General features: G+C 54.4%; 13 protein-coding genes. 9 read left to right on the top strand and 4 right to left on the bottom strand.

Annotated elements, in window-relative coordinates; translation table 11 throughout:
* Positions 1-80: 80 nt before the first annotated feature.
* The 3 genes from araG to araC all read left to right on the top strand — a co-directional run bounded on the left by araG (position 81) and on the right by araC (position 3,800).
* On the top strand, positions 81-1,664 hold the full coding sequence (gene araG / locus D6C13_RS11900) for an L-arabinose ABC transporter ATP-binding protein AraG (RefSeq protein WP_120132956.1): 1,584 nt from the start codon (positions 81-83) through the stop codon (positions 1,662-1,664).
* A gap of 18 nt (positions 1,665-1,682) precedes the next feature.
* A complete protein-coding gene (araH, locus tag D6C13_RS11895) occupies positions 1,683-2,687 on the top strand; it encodes an L-arabinose ABC transporter permease AraH (protein WP_120132955.1) in 1,005 nt (334 codons plus the stop codon).
* Between the two features lie 177 nt (positions 2,688-2,864).
* On the top strand, positions 2,865-3,800 hold the full coding sequence (araC, locus tag D6C13_RS11890; RefSeq protein WP_120132954.1) for an arabinose operon transcriptional regulator AraC: 936 nt from the start codon (positions 2,865-2,867) through the stop codon (positions 3,798-3,800).
* A 595-nt stretch (positions 3,801-4,395) separates the two neighbouring features.
* Here the strand turns inward: araC and uxuA are convergent.
* Entirely contained in the window at positions 4,396-5,580 is a 1,185-nt protein-coding gene (uxuA, locus tag D6C13_RS11885) for a mannonate dehydratase (protein WP_120132953.1), read from the bottom strand.
* Positions 5,581-5,776: 196 nt separating this feature from the next.
* Between uxuA and D6C13_RS11880 the strand changes: the two genes are divergently transcribed.
* Positions 5,777-6,475 carry a FadR/GntR family transcriptional regulator gene (locus D6C13_RS11880; protein WP_120132952.1) on the top strand — a complete coding sequence of 233 codons (699 nt, stop codon included), beginning with the start codon at positions 5,777-5,779 and terminating at the stop codon, positions 6,473-6,475.
* A 565-nt stretch (positions 6,476-7,040) separates the two neighbouring features.
* Here the strand turns inward: D6C13_RS11880 and bcsG are convergent.
* Genes bcsG through bcsE form a run of 3 tightly spaced genes read right to left on the bottom strand, consistent with a single transcriptional unit; the run spans position 7,041 to position 10,521 of the window.
* Positions 7,041-8,687: a cellulose biosynthesis protein BcsG gene (gene bcsG, locus D6C13_RS11875; protein WP_120132951.1), complete on the bottom strand. Its 1,647-nt coding sequence runs from the start codon at positions 8,685-8,687 to the stop codon at positions 7,041-7,043.
* Positions 8,684-8,917 (bottom strand): cellulose biosynthesis protein BcsF, encoded by a 234-nt coding sequence (gene bcsF, locus D6C13_RS11870; protein WP_120132950.1) that lies wholly within the window; start codon positions 8,915-8,917, stop codon positions 8,684-8,686. The genes bcsG and bcsF overlap by 4 nt, the downstream gene beginning before the upstream one ends.
* Positions 8,918-8,922: 5 nt before the next feature.
* Positions 8,923-10,521: a cellulose biosynthesis protein BcsE gene (gene bcsE / locus D6C13_RS11865; protein ID WP_120133041.1), complete on the bottom strand. Its 1,599-nt coding sequence runs from the start codon at positions 10,519-10,521 to the stop codon at positions 8,923-8,925.
* A 218-nt stretch (positions 10,522-10,739) separates the two neighbouring features.
* On the opposite strand from bcsE, the gene bcsR reads away from it, so the two are divergent.
* The 5 genes from bcsR (at position 10,740) to D6C13_RS11840 (ending at position 19,955) form a co-directional block, all read left to right on the top strand.
* Complete coding sequence (gene bcsR, locus D6C13_RS11860; protein ID WP_120132949.1) at positions 10,740-10,940, top strand: cellulose biosynthesis protein BcsR; 201 nt, start codon at positions 10,740-10,742, stop codon at positions 10,938-10,940.
* A gap of 1 nt (position 10,941) precedes the next feature.
* Positions 10,942-11,667, top strand: a complete 726-nt coding sequence (bcsQ, locus tag D6C13_RS11855; RefSeq protein ID WP_120132948.1) for a cellulose biosynthesis protein BcsQ — start codon at positions 10,942-10,944, stop codon at positions 11,665-11,667.
* Positions 11,664-14,276: a UDP-forming cellulose synthase catalytic subunit gene (gene bcsA, locus D6C13_RS11850; RefSeq protein ID WP_120132947.1), complete on the top strand. Its 2,613-nt coding sequence runs from the start codon at positions 11,664-11,666 to the stop codon at positions 14,274-14,276. The genes bcsQ and bcsA overlap by 4 nt, the downstream gene beginning before the upstream one ends.
* Entirely contained in the window at positions 14,276-16,651 is a 2,376-nt protein-coding gene (gene bcsB, locus D6C13_RS11845; RefSeq protein WP_120132946.1) for a cellulose biosynthesis cyclic di-GMP-binding regulatory protein BcsB, read from the top strand. The genes bcsA and bcsB overlap by 1 nt, the downstream gene beginning before the upstream one ends.
* A gap of 70 nt (positions 16,652-16,721) precedes the next feature.
* Positions 16,722-19,955: a cellulose synthase subunit BcsC-related outer membrane protein gene (locus D6C13_RS11840; RefSeq protein WP_208642891.1), complete on the top strand. Its 3,234-nt coding sequence runs from the start codon at positions 16,722-16,724 to the stop codon at positions 19,953-19,955.
* Positions 19,956-20,485 lie beyond the last annotated feature (530 nt).

The raw sequence follows: 20,485 nt of genomic DNA, 5'->3' as shown, positions 1-20,485 counted from the left end.
TGGACGACAGGGAGACGTTGAACTGTTTTCTGCTGTGCAGTGGCGTGCATTCAACTTTACTTAATTTCCAGGTAGCCACTATGACTCAGCAATCTTCAAACAAGACGCCTTTGCTGACGCCGTCACTGACGGAGTTTGATGCGGCCACGCCGTATCTGGAATTCCATGACATTGGCAAAACTTTTCCGGGCGTGAAAGCGCTGGACGGGATTTCCTTCAATTGTTATGCCGGGCAGATCCATGCGCTGATGGGCGAAAATGGCGCGGGTAAATCCACGCTGCTGAAAATCCTCAGCGGTAACTATCAGCCTTCGCAGGGCAATATTCATATCCGAGGGCAGCAGGTCGCTTTCAACAACACCACCGATGCGCTCGACGCCGGTGTGGCGATCATTTATCAGGAATTGCATCTGGTGCCGGAAATGACGGTGGCAGAAAACATTTATCTCGGACAGTTGCCCAGCAAATACGGTTTTGTGAACCGCAAATTGCTGCGCTATGAAACTAAAATTCAGCTCGAACATCTCGGGCTGGATATCGATCCGGATATGCCGCTGAAATATCTCTCCATCGGCCAGTGGCAGATGGTGGAAATCGCCAAAGCGCTGGCGCGTAACGCCAAAATTATTGCGTTTGATGAGCCGACCAGTTCGCTGTCTGCCCGTGAAATCGAACAATTATTCCGGATTATCCGTGAGTTGCGCGCAGAAGGTCGGGTGATTTTGTATGTGTCACACCGTATGGAAGAGATTTTTGCATTAAGTGACGCCGTCACCGTTTTCAAGGATGGCCGCTATGTGCGCACCTTTGACGACATGACGCAGGTGGATAACAGCAAGCTGGTGCAGGCGATGGTCGGCCGTAATCTGGATGATATTTACGGTTATGCGCCCCGTCCGCACGGCGAAGTGCGTTTACAACTGGATCAGGTGAAAGCGCCGGGGGTGAAAACGCCGATCAGTCTGAGTGTCCGTCAGGGCGAAATTGTCGGTCTGTTCGGGCTGGTGGGGGCCGGTCGCAGTGAGCTGATGAAGGGATTATTCGGCGGCACGCGCATTACCGGCGGCACACTGCGGCTCGACGGCAAAGTGATGAATATCCGCAAACCGGCGGACGCGATCCGCCAGGGCATTATGCTGTGTCCGGAAGACCGCAAAGCTGACGGCATCATTCCGGTTCACTCGGTGCGTGACAACATCAACATCAGCGCCCGCCGCAAAACAGTGATAGCGGGGTGCCTGATCAACAACGACTGGGAAGCGAAAAATGCCCGCAAGCACATCGAGGCGCTGAATATCAAAACGCCGGGCGATCAGCAACTGATCATGAACCTTTCCGGCGGTAATCAGCAAAAGGCCATTTTGGGTCGCTGGTTATCGGAAGACATGAAAGTCATTTTGCTCGATGAACCGACGCGCGGAATTGACGTAGGTGCCAAACATGAAATCTACAACGTGATTTATTCACTGGCGAAACAGGGCATTGCCGTGCTGTTTGCGTCCAGTGATTTACCGGAAGTGCTGGGTCTGGCAGACAGAATTGTGGTGATGCGCGAAGGCGCAATTTCCGGCGAACTGTCCCATGACGAAGCCACCGAAGAAAAAGCGCTGGGGCTCGCCATGTTGCGGACACCAGACCTTGATTCTGCCCCTGACGCTGCCTGACTGAGGAGCAAAAATATTATGTCGAGTATGACAACCAATTCAGCCAAACCGGACCAACCTTCAGCGGCATCGCGCAGCGGACAAGGTCTGATGCGTATCTGGGACACTTACGGCATGTTAGTGGTGTTCGCCGTGCTGTTTCTCGCCTGTACTATTTTCGTGCCGAACTTCAGTTCTTTCATCAACATGAAAGGACTGGGGCTGGCTATTTCGATGTCCGGCATGGTGGCGTGCGGGATGCTGTTTTGTCTGGCATCCGGTGACTTCGACCTGTCTGTCGCCTCGGTCATAGCCTGTGCGGGCGTCACCACGGCGGTGGTCATCAACATGACCGAAAGCCTGTGGATTGGCATCGCGGCCGGTTTAGTGCTCGGGATGCTGACCGGTTTGCTCAATGGTTTTGTTATCGCGCGCCTGAAGATCAATGCGCTGATCACCACACTGGCCACTATGCAGATTGTGCGCGGTCTGGCGTACATCATTTCGGACGGTAAAGCGGTAGGCATCGAAGACGAACGCTTCTTCGCGCTCGGCTATGCCAACTGGCTGGGGCTGCCAGCACCTATCTGGCTGACCGTCGGCTGCCTGATTATCTTTGGTCTGCTGCTCAATAAAACCACTTTTGGCCGCAATACGCTGGCGATTGGCGGTAATGAAGATGCGGCGCGTCTGGCCGGTGTCCCGGTGGTGCGCACCAAAATCATCATCTTCATGTTGTCCGGGCTGGTGTCGGCGGCAGCGGGGATCATTCTGGCTTCGCGTATGACCAGCGGACAGCCGATGACGTCGCTGGGCTTTGAGCTTATCGTCATCTCTGCCTGCGTATTGGGTGGTGTTTCCCTGAAAGGGGGGATCGGTAAAATTTCTTACGTGGTCTCGGGGATCCTTATCCTTGGTACCGTAGAAAATGCCATGAACCTGCTGAATATTTCCCCGTTCTCGCAGTATGTGGTACGTGGTCTGATCCTGCTGGCCGCCGTCATCTTTGACCGCTACAAACAGAAAGCCAAAAAGACCGTTTAACAGGGTTTTGTGATAACGTTTTCACAGCATATTACCTGCGGCATTTAACGCTCACACCGGTTAAATGCCGCAAAAACGCGTGTTTGTTCACAAATTAGTAACCTTTACTGGCAGCGTTTTCACCGCCGATTAGAATAGATGAAAAGTCCATAGCCACGTGAAGTTTCAGGAGGTTCGATGTATCACCGTATGATTCAGGATCAACAGCAAAATCCGCTGTTACCGGGTTACAGTTTCAACGCCTATCTGGTCGCCGGTATGACACCGATCCTCGCTGACGGGCCACTGGATTTCGCCATCGACCGTCCGGGGGGCATGAAAGGTTTTATCCTTAACCTGACGGTAAAAGGGCAGGGCAAAGTCTTCGACGGCGAAGACACGTTTTACTGTAATCCCGGCGATCTGCTGTTGTTCCCGCCGAAAGCCCGCCATCTTTACAGCCGTTCCGCCAATGCGGATTCCTGGTATCACCGCTGGGTGTATTTCCGCCCGCGTGCTTACTGGGCTGACTGGCTGGAATGGCACACCAAAACTCGCGACGTCGGGCGTCTGTCACTGCCAAATAACACGCTGTTGCTGGAATTCGACCGTCTGTTTGCCAATATTGAGCAAACGCAAAAGTCCGGACGTCGTTTCTGCGAAGAGCTGGGGATGAACCTGCTGGAGCGTCTGTTGCTGCGCGCAATGGAAGAAGATCCGCAGAGTCCGCAAAAGATTATGGATCCGCGCGTGATCGAGGCCTGCCAGTTCATCACCGGTAATCTGGCCGGAGAGCTGCGTATCGACGAAGTGGCGCGTCACGTCTGTCTGTCGCCATCGCGGCTGGCGCATCTGTTCCGCGAACAGGTGGGGATTAATATTTTGCGCTGGCGTGAAGACCAGCGGGTGATCCGCGCCAAACTGCTGTTGCAGACCACACAGGAATCTATTGCGACCATTGGCCGCGTGGTGGGTTATGACGATCAGTTGTATTTCTCGCGCGTGTTCCGCAAACGGGTAGGGGTAAGCCCGAGTGATTTCCGCCGCCGCAGCGTGGAGATCAACTATCCGGCTAAACCGTATAAATCACATCCGTGGCCAGAGCAGGAAAACGCAGTGGCATATCATTTTTGAGTTTGCAGAGGGGTTAAGTTCAACACCTTGGGGTGCCACCCAAACTGGCCTTAAGGTCAACACCGTGGGCGTCGGCCCACACCGACCAGAGACCCGGTAACGCGCGGGCCTCTGGACTCCGCGCTTTTTTCACCGCGCGCTGTCGCTTGTATGACGGACATGTTCCGGCACATTGGTGAGTGGCGTAAATTCAGGTGCTTTGCACTGCCTTCTCTCGGTCTTCGAGCCTATGGTCTCGAAGCCGCTCCGTTCAGCTGAATTTTGAGCACGCCAATATACTTATCTAAAAGATCACAACATTCTGTCTTTGAATTTTAGATCGTGCTGGCGATTCAGAAAGCTTGCTGAACGGAGCGGGCTGGAGACCAGAGGCTCCAGGACCGAGTGAAGGCACCGCGCAGCGGCAAGCTTTCCAGCCTGTCACTGTCGTAACTGAAATATAGCCAGCGAGCGAAGCGTGCAGTTCGAGACGTGGAGATTCCAAAGAGGGCTCGTCATAGCCCTCTTTGGTCGGTTTCAGCGCGATAAGGCCGGGTGATAACCGTTATTAAGAAACCGAAATTATCTCAGTCGGAAGTTAATTGATCCCGAGAGTTTACTCGGCAAAGAAGCTCTGTTTCAACGCCCGCTCCACACCGCGAAGTTCCGCTAATCCGCGCAGGCGTCCAATCGCCGAATACCCCGGATTAGTTTTCTTATGCAAATCATCCAGCATCTGATGGCCGTGATCCGGACGCATCGGGATGGCGCGCAGATTACCCGCGCGGCGGCGGGTTTGCTCTTCGGTCAGAATCGCTTTAATGACCGCGACCATATCCACATCACCGTCCAGATGGTCGGCTTCATGGAAGCTGCCCGGCACTTCTTCGCGCTGTGTGGCACGCAGGTGAATGAAGTGCACGCGGTCGGCGTAATCAGTCATCATTTTCACCAGGTCGTTATCTTCACGCACGCCGTAAGAACCGGTACAGAAGCAGAAACCGTTGTGAATACTGTCGACGGTTTCTTTCAGCCACTGCATGTCTTCGATGGTGGAGATAATACGCGGCAGGCCGAGGATAGGGCGCGGAGGATCATCCGGATGAACCGCCAGACTTAATCCACATTGCTCTGCTACCGGTACAATACTGCGCAGGAAGTGCGCCATGTTTTCGCGCAGTTTGGCTTTATCGATTCCGTCGTAAGTCGCCAGACGGGCGCGGAACTGATCCAGCGTATAGCCTTCTTCTGCACCCGGCAGACCGGCAATGATGTTCGAAACCAGCTGGTCTTTATCTGCCTGCGTCATCGTCGCAAAGTATTCCGCTGCCTGTTCCTGTTCTTGTGCACTGTAATAAGTCGTGGCGCCTTCGCGTTTGAGCAAATGCAATTCAAAGGCTGCGAAAGCGATATGGTCGAAGCGCAGGGCGCGGGAACCGTCCGGCAGCAGATACCCCAGATCGGTACGCGTCCAGTCGAGAACCGGCATGAAGTTATAGCAAACCGTATCGATGCCGCATTCCGCCAGATTGCGGATGGATTGCTGATAGTTAGCAATGTGCTTCTCAACATCTCCGCTGCGGGTTTTGATTTCCTCATGCACCGGAATACTTTCCACCACGGACCACACCAGACCTTTGGCTTCGATGATTGCTTTACGTTTTTTGATCTCTTCTACCGGCCAGACTTCACCGTTAGGAATATGGTGCAGGGCGCTGACCACGCCAGTTGCGCCAGCCTGACGCACATCATCAAGCGAAACCGGATCGTTCGGGCCGTACCAACGCCATGTCTGTTCCATGTGTTTTCCTTAAATTGTTAACTGACTCTCTGAATGTAGTTGACGCATGGCCGGTGATAAGTTCAATCTTAATGCGCGGTCTGGTCAGGTGGTCTGCTGGTCAGGCCATCAGACCGACATATGATTCAGTATCAACCCGATGATTAATGTGACCTGGATAACAGATCTGCCATTCAGCAAGAACACGGAGACAATAATGGAATTACCAACCCTGAAGGTGGAACGGCTGTATCGCCAGATTTCAAACGTACTGATTAACTGCATCAATACCGGACAGTTTGCGCCGGGGGCGATGATCCCGTCCGAACGCGACCTTTCCAAACAGCTGGGCGTCAGCCGTTCTTCCATTCGCGAGGCGTTGATTGCATTGGAAATCACCGGCTGGGTGGAAATCCGCACCGGTAACGGCGTGTACGTCAGCGACCCGCTGCCACTGACCACGCCAGCGGCGCAGACGGTCAGCAGCGAAGAAGAATTCAGCCTGCAATCGCTGGTGAAAGCGCGTCAGGTATACGAAGCGATGACGGCGGAACTGGCAGCGATCAACGGCACCGACGAGCAGCGAGTGAAGCTGAAAGAAATTGCCGATGAGTTAAACAAGCTGAATGCCAACAACGACGCTTTTCTTGAAGCCGACCGCCGTTTCCATATGATGATAAGTGAAATGACCGGCAACGAAGTGCTGCACGATATGATGGGATACCTGTGGGATAAGCGCCGCTCACGCCGTTTTATGCGACTGGAAAGTCATTACACTGAAGTCGATTTTGCCCGCGAAATGAATGCCGATCATCAGGGGATCCTGGATGCCATTCTGGCGAAAGATGGCGCAGGGGCGAAGGCAAGAATGAGCCGACATTTACAACATGTTTATGACCAGTTATTTGCGGAGTGACCGTGTCAATGCCGGACACAGGCAAAACCTTGGGTTGCCACCCAAACGGGCCTCAAGAGGCGCCTATCGCCGCGCCTCTTAAGAATCTCCGGCTCTTTCACTGCGCGCTCTGCTCGCTGGCTATGTTTCATAAGCCACAGCGATAGCCGCAAAATCCCGCCGCTGCGCGGTTCCCTCCCTTCGGGTTACAACCCGCGTAAAAGACACGCGGTTTTCCACCTCTCGTCCGGCGGTATTTTGGAACCGGCCTCAGGCTTCTACTTCACAACCTTGCTTGTTTTATTTTTGATTTTTTAAAAGCTGCGGGCGATTCAGAAATCTTGCTGAACGGAGCGGCTTCGAGACCTGCGGCTCGAAGACCGAGAGAAGGCACCGCGCAGCGGCAAGATTTCCAGCCTGTCTCTGCGGCACCTGAAACATAGTGTCCAGCGATAGCGCGAAGTGAAAAAAACGCGGAGTCCAGAGACCCGCGCTACCGGGTCTCTGGTCGGTGTGGGCCGACGCCCACGGTGTTGACCTTAGGCCGTTTGGGTGCCCGTGTGGGCGGCAAGCCCACAAAATAGCATCAACTCGGGTACGGCACCCATCCCCCGCCGTTCAGGCGGATATAAATTTTTCCCTGATATTCCATCACCACCGAGTTTTCATTTTCAGAAACCAGCGGAGTTTGCGGCAGGTTCGAACCGAAGGTTTTCCAGTCCATCGTCTGAGTGGTGAATACTTTACCGTCCACCGCACGGGCGACCATTTCAGAAATCGCCTGATAGCTGCTCTTTGCGTCGATTTTCATTGGCGATGGTGCATGCGGCGCCTGCATACCAAAGAACTTCACACCGACCGGTATGTGAGTAATGCCCGGACTCGGGATATCACGCAGGCCGGAAATCTGCATCTTGTCGCCCACCAGCGCTGCGCCATGTTCAGGCACCACCACCAGCATCACTTTACGACCGGATTTATCCAGCTGATCCATAAAGGTGTTCAGCTGATTCAGCAGCGTCTGGGCGCGGTTATGGTAGTCCGCTCCTTTATTACTGCCGACGTAACGGTTGCCGTCATGCAATGGGATCAGGTTGAAGAAGGTTGCGGTGCGCGCAGTACCGGCTTTTTCCTGATTTTCCAGCCAGCGGGAGAACAGCTGACCGTCGTTGAAAATCGGCGACCCGTCGAAAGAGGTCAGTTCATAACCCAGACCCGCCTGCGACATCAGCGGGGCTTTCATGTCAGCATCATCCCGCAGATTGCCGATGTAATTACCGAACTCACCGGTGTGATCCATCGCCAGCTGCGAGGTGAATCCAAGACGCGCCAGATCGTCAAACAGATAACATTGCTGACCGGCAGGCTGATACAAATCGTGGTGCGACGGCTGACCGCAGCTGGCGCGCAGCAGACGAATCGACGCCGGACCGCTGTAAGCGGTAGCTGAGTTGAAATTGCTGAACACATAGTCAAAGCGCGACCACAACGGGGAAGTCGACAGATTTACGGCGTCCAGATCTGACCAGGCCAGTGAACAGATGTTAATGACCAGCAGATCGAAAGGCTGAGCATCGGCAGGCAGGGCATCAGGAAACTTCGTCGCCTTGCGGCGTTCGTTTTGATAGAACTTGTCCAGATAAGCATTCAGATTGGCATTGGTCGGTGGCCCGCTGACAGTATTATCGGTCCCGGAAGGTGTCACTTCTGCCGGAGCGGCAGCCGTGTTTTGCGCCACAACTGGTGCCGGCGAGTGCGTTAACAGTGGCGTGATCAGGCCGCTGAAATTCACCCACAGCAGGGCAATCACCGTGAACGTGGTCAGACGCAGCCATTGTGAAATAAACAGATAGCCGACCAGCAGGGCGAAACCCACGGCGATCCACTGCCAGTTAATAAAGCGGTCGGCCAGTTCCAGCAGGTAGCTGACGCTGAAACCTGCAACGTCCGCCCCCTGATTCACAATAGAATGCCAGCCCGGCAGCCAGGTATCGTGATAAAGCAGCGCCAGCCCGAATGGCAGGGCAACCCATTGCCGCCAGCGATGCAGACGCAGGGAGCGCAGCGGGAATAACAGCACCGCCGCAAAAACCAGATTGCTCAGTGCGTCAAAATTCAGATAACCCTGTGAAAGCAGAACGAATTTCAGTAAGAAATAGTAGTTCCAGGCGCCGAGACCACGCCAGGATTGCCAGATCCGCAAACGCGGTGAAGAGGAGTGCGATTCGTTCATAATGAAGTTTTGGATTTCCCTGTAGCCGCTGAATTATCAGGCAAAGTAGCGGATCGTTTCCGGCTTTTATTGATGGTGCTCATCGTCATCGGTGTTAAATAACGCGGCGAAAGAAAACGCGTCGCAAAACGGTTTATCCAGCGCGGCAAACGGCTGCGCAGGGCATATCCCAGCGGGATAAAAATCACCGCCGCCAGAATAAAAATTTCGATAATGTCCTGAATGTCCATTTCTCTTACTCCTGCGTGTAAATAACGGGGGTATCGCTCACGGCAAGCGTCACAGGAACGGGCTGATGAACCGGTGCCCGTTTCAGCGGTTCAGTTTTATGCGGCACAAATGACTGCGCGGCTGACACCGGATTTGCCACCGGCGGTTTGGCGGCCAGGCGGCGGACTTCGGTCTGAATATCCAGCTCGTGACTCCAGAAGGTCTGACTGGTAAAGACTTCTTTGACCGGCAGATTAAACAGGAATGCCAGCACGTTTTCGACATCGCTGACCTGACAGTTTGACAGGAACAGATACAGATGACGCTCGGTCACGGTGAGAATATCGCCGTCACGGCGCAGCGAACAGAGTGACATCGCCTGCTGCGGACTGATCCCGGCGGCAGGGCGCAACGAGATTAAAATCCCGCGTGATTCTGTCGCCAGCGCGGCATGATTCCAGATATCGCGCATCACCTCGCAGAATACCGGCAGTGGCAGGTAACCCTTATGATGCGTTGGCAGGCGGCTGTCGAGCAACACGTCGATATCCTGTGGCACATGGCGGGTAAACGTCAGGTTTTGCAGATCGTCCAGCAAGGTCAGGAAATTGGAAAGACGCGCAGCGTGTGGCACGACCAGATTAGCACCACAAGCTTGCAGCAAACGCTGATCGACATAACGCAGGGAAGAATTCATTTCACGTACGACAATTTTCAGACCATTGCCGCGCTGAATACGTAAAAGATGGATCTGACGCGCCAGCACTTCCACTTCGTCATTCCCGCCCAGCGCAAAAATCACCGTGGCGGAACGGGCGTGCGTGCCTCTTTCAGTCAGCGCTTCATTACCATCGAACAGGAACCAGCGTTCGGAAAGTGCAGGCGCACCTTCAAGGACTGAACGCTCAGCCAGCAACATCCACTGGTCATCACCGGTTTGGGCAGATACCTGAGAAGGGGCGTCTTTCTGGATTTCCCAACCGTTCTCGCGAGGGGTGATGGGATAAAGCGTATTTGCCTCGGCACCCAGACTGTCATGCCACCATGAAATGCCCCACTGATTCGGTTCCACATCAGTTTTTAAATCGGCAAGGCCGTATATATTGCGATGATATAAATGTAAACGGGATTTAACCGCATTAATGCCAGCGCCGTAACAGATAATAAGGAGCGTGGCTCCTTTGCTATTTGCGCCTGTCCGGATTTCACTCAGCCAGCGGGAAAGTTGTTTATCATTTACTTCCTGACAACGTGTTGCAGGAAGTAATAAAATCATTAAGGAGGCAGCATAACCAGGCAAACGATTAATATCGGCGGGCAACCCAAGAAACGCGTTTTTCCCCTCGGCAAGCTGGTAATAAAACGTGTGCTTCGGGTGATTGCGCAAATGCGTCAGAAGAATATTGTCGTCGGCTAGTCTATTTTCATCTTCAGCGCAAATTAAATTGTGCTGCGGGAAAAACAAGCTAACAGGGACTTCTCCCCGCTGAGCTTCAAGGACTTGTCCGCTCAGACGATATGCCGCTTCCTGGCTGTCAGTGTTGACCCAGTAAAGTCCCTGAGCCTGCATCTGGGCTAAACCATTCCAGAATTGCTTCATGCCCAATGAAAAGGAGAGTGCCATATAGTTAATCTGCTTCTGTTCAGTTTTGATTAAAAGACGGTTTTGATTAAAAGTCTGCTGGGACACACTGGTAAATGTGAGTATAATAAATTCTATCATTGCTACATTAAATAATCATAATTCTTCACAATATTGTTTGATACTAAAATACCTAAGAGTGCAGGGCAATTTGTCAGCGAAAAAGTATCAACATTTGGATTGAAGCAGGGAGATAAAGGGTGAAAGCCGATATTTTAAACCTGGAAGGATCCGAACCCAGCGAAGATGATGACTTCTTTGCGTTAAGTCACCTTTTTTCTTTGTCAGAATTAAATTACGTTGATGTTGCACGTCGAGAAAAAATTCCGCAACTAATGTCCCGCTGGCCATTATTGGCCGAGTTGGCACAATACGGTGAACGCGGCGCGGAGAAAAAATAATATGGCTGTCATCACGTTACAAGGTTTTCGTGGCGGTACCGGCACCACCTCGGTGACTGCGGCGCTGGCCTGGGGGCTCGCGCAACTGAATGAAAAAGTTCTGGTGATCGACTTTTCACCGGAAAACATACTGCGGTTGCATTTTGGCATGCCTTTCGCTCAGACGCGTGGCTGGTGCTCAGCGCACAAAGCCGGAGAAGCCTGGCAAAAAACAGCAATGCGTTACCACTCCCATCTTGATTTTCTGCCTTACGGCCACGTTACTGGCGAAGATGTCAGTCAGGCTGACTTCGACTGGCCAAAAGCCATCACGCAGCTCAAAAATACCGGTGTTTATGACTGGATCCTGATTGATTCACCGGCGGCTGATCCTCTGCCTGCGCAGGCGTTAGCCGACAGCACGGTGGTGCTTTTGCACGCCGATACCCAGTCTCACATTCGTTTGCACCAGCACGCACTGGCGGCGAACGGTCGTTATCTGCTCAATCAGTTCATTCCCTCCAGCCAGTTACAGCAAGACATTCTGCTGTTGTGGCAAGAAACTTTGCCAGCCCTGATCCCGGTGATTTTACACCGTGATGAAGCGATGGCGGAATCGCTGGCGGCGAAGCAACCGGTCGGAGAATGGAAAGATAACAGCAAGATAGCCCGTGAAATGAATACGCTGGCGAACTGGTTCCTGCTTAATCTTCGCCAGCCTCACGCGGTGCGGAGTCCTGCAAAATGAACGGCCTGCTGAACGTGTTTCTTGTGCCTCCGGTGATGCAGGAATTGCAGCACCGTTACCGCCGGTACCGCCAGGCAAACTCCTCGCGTATTGCTTCCGGCATGATGATTTTTTGTGTCGCGGTGTGCTGGCTGGTGTTGCGGTTTGAATCACCCTCCTGGCAGCGTGTCGGGGCGCAGCGCACCCGCTGGTATCCGCAAATTTCACCCTCCCGTGCGCGTCTGGCGGATCCGCTGCGATACCTGGTTCAAAGCTTGTGGTTGCTGATTATTATCCCGGCCGGGAAAGCCCGCGGGGGCATCGTTTATACCCAGTGGCCGCAAAAGATGCGGGAAAAAGTCCACAACTGGCTGGGATCTCTGCCAAAACAGGTTAAGCAAAATTCGCTGGAAAATCGTATCACGCGTCGTATCGGCAAAATGAATCGCATAGGCAGACGCGTTCTGATGCTGATGGCGGGGCTGGTCGCGTTTACGCTGGCCATGTTCTGTATTTCTCAACCTTTTGGTTATCTCGCTCAGTTTATTTTCGTCGTACTGCTGTGGAGCATTGCGATGATTATCCGCCGTATTCCGGGGCGTTTCCCGGCGCTGATGATGATCGTTTTGTCGCTGACCATTTCCTGCCGCTATTTATGGTGGCGCTACACCTCAACGCTGAACTGGGAAGATCCGCTGAGCCTGATTTGCGGTTTATTATTGCTGGGGGCGGAAACCTATTCCTGGACCGTGCTGGTGCTGGGTTATATCCAGACTATCTGGCCGCTTAACCGTAAACCGGTGCCGATGCCTGAGGATATCTCGACCTGGCCGACGGTTGACCTGATGATCCCCACCTATAATGAAGATCTCAGCGTGGTGAAACCGACGTTGTACGCGGCGCTCGGGCTGGACTGGCCTCGTGAAAAACTCACCATTTACCTGCTCGATGACGGCAACCGTCAGGAATTCGCCGATTTTGCCCATGAAATTGGTATCAAATATATTGCGCGTGAAACGCATGAGAATGCTAAAGCCGGTAACATCAATAACGCGCTGAAACAGGCGAAAAGTGAGCTGGTAGCGATTTTTGACTGCGACCATGTGCCGACCCGTTCTTTCCTGCAACTGACCGTCGGCTGGTTCTTCAAAGATAAAAAACTCAGCATGATGCAGACCCCGCACCACTTTTTCTCACCGGATCCGTTCGAGCGTAATCTGGGACGTATGCGGCGCACGCCAAACGAAGGCGAATTGTTCTACGGTCTGGTGCAGGACGGTAACGACCTGTGGGATGCCAGCTTTTTCTGCGGGTCCTGCGCGGTGTTACGCCGTGATGTGCTCGATGAAATTGGCGGTATTGCGGTGGAAACCGTGACCGAAGATGCTCACACTTCGCTGCGTATGCACCGCCACGGCTACAGTTCAGCGTATATCCGTATTCCGCAGGCGGCGGGGCTGGCGACAGAAAGTCTTTCAGCTCACGTCAGCCAGCGTGTCCGCTGGGCGCGCGGAATGGTGCAGATATTCCGCCTTGATAATCCGCTGTTTGGTAAAGGATTAAAACTGGCGCAACGGTTATGTTACGCCAACGCCATGTTGCACTTTCTGGCGGGGATCCCGCGGCTTATCTTCCTGACCGCGCCGCTGGCGTTTTTGTTATTACACGCTTACATCATTTATGCCCCGGCGATTGCCATTGCGCTGTATGTTCTGCCGCACATGATCCACGCCAGCCTGACCAACTCCCGCGTGCAGGGGAAATACCGTCACTCCTTCTGGAACGAAATCTACGAAACCGTGCTGGCCTGGTATATCGCCAGGCCAACTACCGTGGCTTTATTTAATCCGCACGCGGGTAAATTCAATGTCACGGCGAAAGGTGGCCTGAACAAACACGCCTACGTCGACTGGAAAATCAGCCGCCCGTATCAGATCCTGATGCTGCTCAATCTGGCCGGTCTGTTCTTCGGGATTTACCGTATTATTTATGATAGTTCGGATGAAATCCTGACCGTACTGGTGAGTATGGCGTGGGTGATTTACAACATGATTATTCTCGGCGGAGCGATTGCGGTGGCGTTTGAATCGAAACAGGTGCGTCAGGCGCACCGCGTAGAAGCCAGAATGCCCGCATCGCTGTTAAAACCGGATGGTCACATTTATGTCTGTACAGTGCAGGACTACTCTGACAACGGCGTCGGGCTGGAAACCGAAAGTGCCAGCCAGTTTAAGGCTGGTGACAACGTCACGTTACTGTTGCACCGTGGGCAACAGGAATACACCTTCCCGATGCAAATCAGCCGTGTTTTTGGCGCCAGCATGGGTTTGCAACTGCTGCCTTTAACCACTCAGCAGCATATCGATTTCATCCAATGTACCTTTGCCCGTGCTGACAGCTGGGTATTACGTGAAGACAGTTTCCCTGAAGACAAACCAATGGAAAGCCTGCGTGAAGTACTGGGGCTCGGTATTCGCGGTTACCTGCGGATGCTGGACATCGCGCCGCAACGTTTGCGTCCGCTGGCCTCCCGCACCCAGTCGTTTGGCGGCTGGCTGCTTTCTTTTGCGCCGCGAAATCCACCGCTGTCCGTTCAGCCTGATGAACCCAACCTGATGATGACGAAATAATGAAAAGACTTCCTTTAACAATTTTGATGACATCCGCATTGATGTCATTGGCAGTGGGTTCAGCGGCTCCGGCCTTCAGTGCACCGGCCTCCATTTCACAGGCTCCGGCGGGTGCTGGAAATCCGCTGGCTCCGGCAGCGGTTGCACCGATTATGCCCGCACCTCAGGTGAGTCTGCCGGTGGTGGCGCCTGCGGTCAATCCGATGATTATTCCGGGCGCGCCGGTGCGCAATGTCACGCTGCCTTTTGCGGATGTGGCACCGACGCCGGGGGCGATAACCCTGCGCGGCATTCAGCCTAACGGCCAGATTGAATTTGGCATACGCAGCGACGAGGTGGTGACGCAGGCCACGCTGAATCTGGAATTCACACCGTCGCCGTCGCTTATTCCGGTACAGTCGCATCTGAAGGTATATCTCAACGACCAGCTGATGGGCGTTGAAGCGATCGACAAAGATCAGTTGGGTAAGAAAAATCACTTACAGATGGCGATTGATCCGCGCTATGTCACGGACTTCAACCGCATCCGCCTTGAATTTATCGGCCATTATCAGAATGTGTGTGAAAACCCGGCCAATACCACGCTGTGGCTGGAAATCAGCAAGGGCAGTTCGCTGAGTCTGCAAATCCAGAAATTACCGCTGGGCAACGATCTGGCGCATTTCCCGGTGCCGTTCTTTGATGCCCGTGACAGCCGTCCGTTGAATTTGCCGATGGTGTTTGCTGCTTCGCCCGATGCTACCCAGCAACAGGCGGCAGCTATTCTGGCTTCCTGGTTTGGTACCAAAGCGCAGTGGCGCGGTCAGGCGTTCCCGACGCTGTACAACCAGCTGCCGGACAGCCATGCGGTCGTATTCGCCACGAACGACAAGCGCCCGGATTTCCTGAAAAACATGCCGCCGGTGAAAGGGCCGGTGGTGCAGATGGTCAGCCGCCCGGACAATCCGTATGTCAAAATGCTGCTGATCTTAGGGCGTGACGATCAGGATTTGCTGACCGCAGTGAAAGGCATCGCGCAGGGGAATATCCTGTTCCGGGGCGAAACCATCGGGGTGGATAAGGTAGATCAAATTCAGCCACGCCTGCCGTATGACGCGCCAAACTGGGTACGCACCGATCGTCCGATGAACTTCGGCGAGCTCAAACAGTATGCCGAACAATTGCAATCGGACGGGATCCAACCGAACCCGATTACGCTCAATATCAATCTGCCACCGGATCTGTTCCTCATCAACAGCACCGGTATCGATATGCGCCTGAAATATCGCTACACCTCGCCGCAGCTGAAAAATACCTCGCGCCTGAGCATCAGTCTGAATAACCAGTTTGTGCAGGACCTGACCCTGAAGACTGGCCACGATCAGGGTTCACAGCTGTTGCGTCTTTCCCTGTTACAGGGGCTGCTGGATGGTAACAAAGACCTGAATATTCCGGCGCTGAAACTCGGTGCCGTCAACCAGATGCGCTTTGATTTTGATTACACCTCGTTGCTGGCCAGCGGCGTCGAGGGTCGCTGCGAAACCTACACCACGGTACCAAACCATGTGGTGATCGACGACAGTTCAACCATCGACTTCTCCGGCTACCGTCACTTTATGGCGATGCCGGATCTGCGTGCTTTCGCTAACGCCGGTTTCCCGTTCAGCCGCATGGCCGACTTGTCCCAGACTCTTGTGCTGGTTCAGCCACAACCGCAGCCGGTACAGCTGACGACCTTGCTTGACGCGATGGGCAATATTGGTGCTTTGACCGGTTATCCGGCGCTGGGTGTGAGCCTGACCGAAGACACCGCGAAAGCGAAATCAACCGATGCGGATTTACTGGTCATCGGCAATCTGCCGGATGGGCTGCGTGATGACAGCATGCGCGATGATAAAAAAGCCAATTTGCTGATCAACGCCGCGCGCGATGCCGTGAATACGCCAATCCGCCAGACGCCGTTGCCGGACAATATTGCACCTGCGAGCGATGCCCGCGTGGATTCCAGTTCGCAAATCACTGCTCAGGGTCCGATTGCTGCGGTAGTCGGCTTGCAGTCACCGTACTTTGAGCAGCGCAGCGTGGTGGCGCTGATGGCCAACAGCCCGCAGGGCTTCACCATGCTCAACGCGTCAATGCTGGACAGCAAACAGCGTGCGCTGGTCTTTGGATCCGTCAGCGTGGTGCGTGATTCCGGCGTGAGCAGCCTGAGAGTGGGTGACTCGTATTATGTCGGCCATCTGCCGTGGTGGGAGCGTGTGTGGAATGCCCTGGCAACCCATCCGGTACTGCTGGCCGCGATGGCGGTGATTGTGGTTATCCTGGCAGCGATTCTGTTGTGGACCGGCCTGCGTTCTCTGGCGCGTCGTCGTCTGTCTGATGATGATCAGGAATAAGCCCGTGAACACCCGCCCCAAATTGCATGTTCCTTTCAACCGGCTGGCCCTGACGTTAGGGCTGGCGCTGATGGCTGCGCCTGCGGTATCAGTGCCGGTGGTCTCTCCCGAACAGTGGCTGCTGGAGCAGGTGCGGATCGGGGAGGCCAGTCATCAGGATGATTTAGTGCGCCAGTCGCTGTTTCGTCTCGAACTGATGGATCCGCAAAACCCTAAGGTGCTTTCAGCCCGTTTACGTCTGCTGCTACGTGAAGGTGATCAGGCCAAGGCGCAGCAGCAACTGGAAAAAATCAAACAGGTCGCGCCTGGTTCTGACGATTACCGGCAGGCAGAACTCAGCCTGAAAATTGCTTCACCGGAGATGCAGCAAAAGCTGCAACAAACGCGACTGCTGGCGACAGCAGGGCGGCTGGATGAAGCCAAATCGCAGTACGATGAACTTTTTGGCGGCCAGCCTCCGACGCTGGATCTGGCCGTTGAATACTGGCAACTGGTCGCGCGAATGCCGGGACAGAAAGCCCGCGCTCAGGCACAGCTTCAGGCGCTGAATAATCAGTATCCGGGTGATGTGCAACTGCGTCTGCAACTGGCGCAGATGGCCTTTGAACAGGGCGACAATGCCAAAGCGGTTGAGCTGATTAAACAGGTTGCCTCCACCAACGAAGGGCGTTCGCCTGCCGCGGACTTATGGCTGGCGCGCATTAAAGACCAGCCGGCAGGCAACAGCAGCGTTGACGCGCTGCAACAGTTTATCGCCACCTTTGACACCGGTCCGCAGGTGATTGCGGCGCAGCAGGAACTCCAGCGTCAGCAGGGGTTACTGGCCGATCCGCGTTATCAGGCGCGCATCCGTGGTCTGGCGCAGATTGACAAAGGTGGTTCAACCGGCGCGATTGCTCCGCTTAAACAGGCTTTGCAGGCCACACCGAATGATGCCGAAGTGTTGGGCGCAATGGGGCTGGCCTATTCCCGTGCCGGCAACCGCCAGCAGGCGCTGACCCTGTTCCAGCGCGCTAAAGCGGCGGAAACTGACGGCTACAACGCCGGAAAATGGAACAGCCTGATCCAGACCAACAGCTACTGGCTGAAAATCGATCAGGGCGATAAAGCACTAAAAACCGGACAGCTGGCACAGGCCGAAGCGGCTTATCAGCAGGCGCAGCGCCTCGACCCGCACGATCCCTGGGCACCCGTCGGGCTGGGTGATGTAGCGGTAGCGCGTAAAAACGATCCGCTGGCAGAGCAGGCTTATCGCCGCGCGCTGATGTCTGAACGTGATAACAGCAGCGCACAGCGCGGGCTGGCGAACATTTATCAGCGACAATCGCCGCAAAAAGCCCTCGATTACATCAATTCTCTGACTGCGGCGTCGCGGGCAAAACTCAGCGACAAACAGCGCGGTTTGCAAGGTGACCTCCTGACCTCGCAGGCGGAAAAATATGTCTCTGAGCGAAACTGGAACCAGGCCGCGAACCGCTACGCCGAAGTGTTGAAACTCAATCCTGACGACGTTTGGGCGACCTATCACTACGCCGATGCGCTGCGGGAAGCGGGGGAACCGGTCAAAGCTGACGCTGTTTTCGCTCAGTTTTCGGCGAAGCATCCTTCCGACCCGCAACAGGTTTACGCTTATTCGCTGTATCTCTCCGGTTCGGATCGCGATGATGCGGCTTTGCGTCATCTGCACACGCTGCCGGAAGCCAAATGGGACGACAACATGCGCGAAATGGCGCAGCGCATCCAGCTGGATAAAACGCTTACTGCGATTGATACCTCGCTGGCGGCGGGGAATACCCCGCAGGCGAAACAGGAATTACAACAGGCTAATCTTCAGGGGCTGAGCCTGAATCAGCAGCGCCGTGTGGCAATGGCGTGGCAGGATGTCGGTGAAACCACCAAAGCCGCCTCGCTGTTACAGCCGCTGAAAGCCGCCGCGGCGTCACAACCTGCCGGGCAGGACAAAGCGCTGATTTATCGTAATGCCGCTAACGTTGAACAACAGCTCGGGCAGCCGGATGTGGCACGTCAGGATTACGAACAGGCGATGGTCGCCAGCGGGATCACTGATAAAGTGCCGCAGGACAACGACAGTTATACGCGACTGACGCGCAACAATGCCGGTGATGACTGGCTCAAACGTGGCATCCGTTCCGATGCGCATGATTTGTATCGCCAGCAGGATGTGAATTTCACCGTAGATACGGATTCCTGGACCTCAAGCGGAACGCCGGGTAAATCCGATCTTAGTGCAAACACCACCATGTTCCAGGCCGATATGCCGGTTTATCAGGGGCGCGGATTCCTGCGTGCCGACTTGGTGCGGATGGATGCCGGAACGTTTGACAATGAAAACGGCAACTATGAGGCAAGCTTCGGCACCTGTAGTGATCAGAGCTGCCGCAGCTACCGCAGCTACCGCAGCCAGACAGCGAATGGCCTCAGTCTGGGCGCAGGCTGGGAAAATGACAAATGGAAAGGGGATCTGGGTACCACGCCACTCGGTTTCCCGGTCGTCAACTGGGTCGGCGGACTGGCTTACAGCGGTGACTGGGACAATATTGGCTGGACGACAACCGTCTCACGCCGTCCGATTTCCAGCTCGTTACTTTCATTTGCCGGAGCAAAAGATCCGGGCACAGGGACTACCTGGGGGGGCGTTATCGCCACCGGTGGCAGCCTGGGTTTAAGTTACGATCAGGGGCAGGCAAACGGCGCCTGGGCTGATCTGAGTGCGCATAAGCTGACCGGTGAAAATGTCGAGGACAACACCCGCGAGCGCCTGATGGGCGGCTATTACTACAAGGTCATCAATGAGGATAACCGCCGGGCGACCGTCGGCCTGAGTTCGATGGTCTGGCATTACCAGAAAGATCTCAGCGGTTATACGCTGGGACAGGGCGGTTATTATAGTCCGCAGCAATATTTCTCGCTCTCTGTGCCGGTCAGTTATCGCCAGCGCACTGAGAACTGGTCATGGCAGCTGGGTGGCTCGGTATCCTGGTCCCGTTCTTCGACCAGCGATCAAAAGCGTTATCCGATTCAGAACCTGATCCCAGATTCATTACCGGATAAAAGTGCTATAGAAACCGGCAGCAGCGGTTCTGGCTTTGGTTACACCCTCCAGGCACTGGTGGAGCGCCGCATCAGTTACCACTGGACCGTCGGCGGAGGTATCGATATTCAGCAGGCAAAAGATTACACACCAAGCCATATCCTGCTTTACGTGAGGTATTCAATGAGCGGATGGCAGGGGGATCTGGATCTTCCGCCGCAGCCGTTAGCACCCTATGCGGACTTTAAGTAATGCCAGACGGGGCATTAGGGCGGTTTTTCGCTGGCGCGAGGCTTTTCTCGCTTGCAGAGAGAGGGAACGCTTGCAGCGAAGGCTTGATCGAGACAATTTCGGTTTCTTAATAACGGTTATCACTCGGCTTTTCTCGCCGAAACCGCCCAAAAGGGGCCATCACGGGCCCCTCTTGGATCTCCCACGTCTTAAACTACGCGCTATCGCGGGCATGACGGACATGTTCAGTAGCAACAGTGAGTGGTGCAAAATGTCATCGCTGCGCGATCCCCGAATTTCAGGTGTCGAGCCTCTGGTCTCGAACCATTCATTCGGTGCCATTTTTGAGCACGCCAAACAACTTTTCTAAAAGACAAAAGACAAAAGACATTTTTCCGTTGAATTTAAGATTATGCGGGCGGTTCAGAAAGCTTGCTGAATGAGAGGTTGCAGACCTGAGGCTGCAATCGTGAAATGAAGGCACCGCGCAGCGGCAAGATTTCCAGCCTGTCACTGCGATACCTGAAACATGATTTACAAGCGATAGCGCG

Origin of the sequence: Rahnella woolbedingensis (genome assembly GCF_003602095.1) — a bacterium.
GTDB lineage: Bacteria > Pseudomonadota > Gammaproteobacteria > Enterobacterales > Enterobacteriaceae > Rahnella > Rahnella woolbedingensis.
This window is presented reverse-complemented; position numbering and strand designations above follow the sequence as displayed.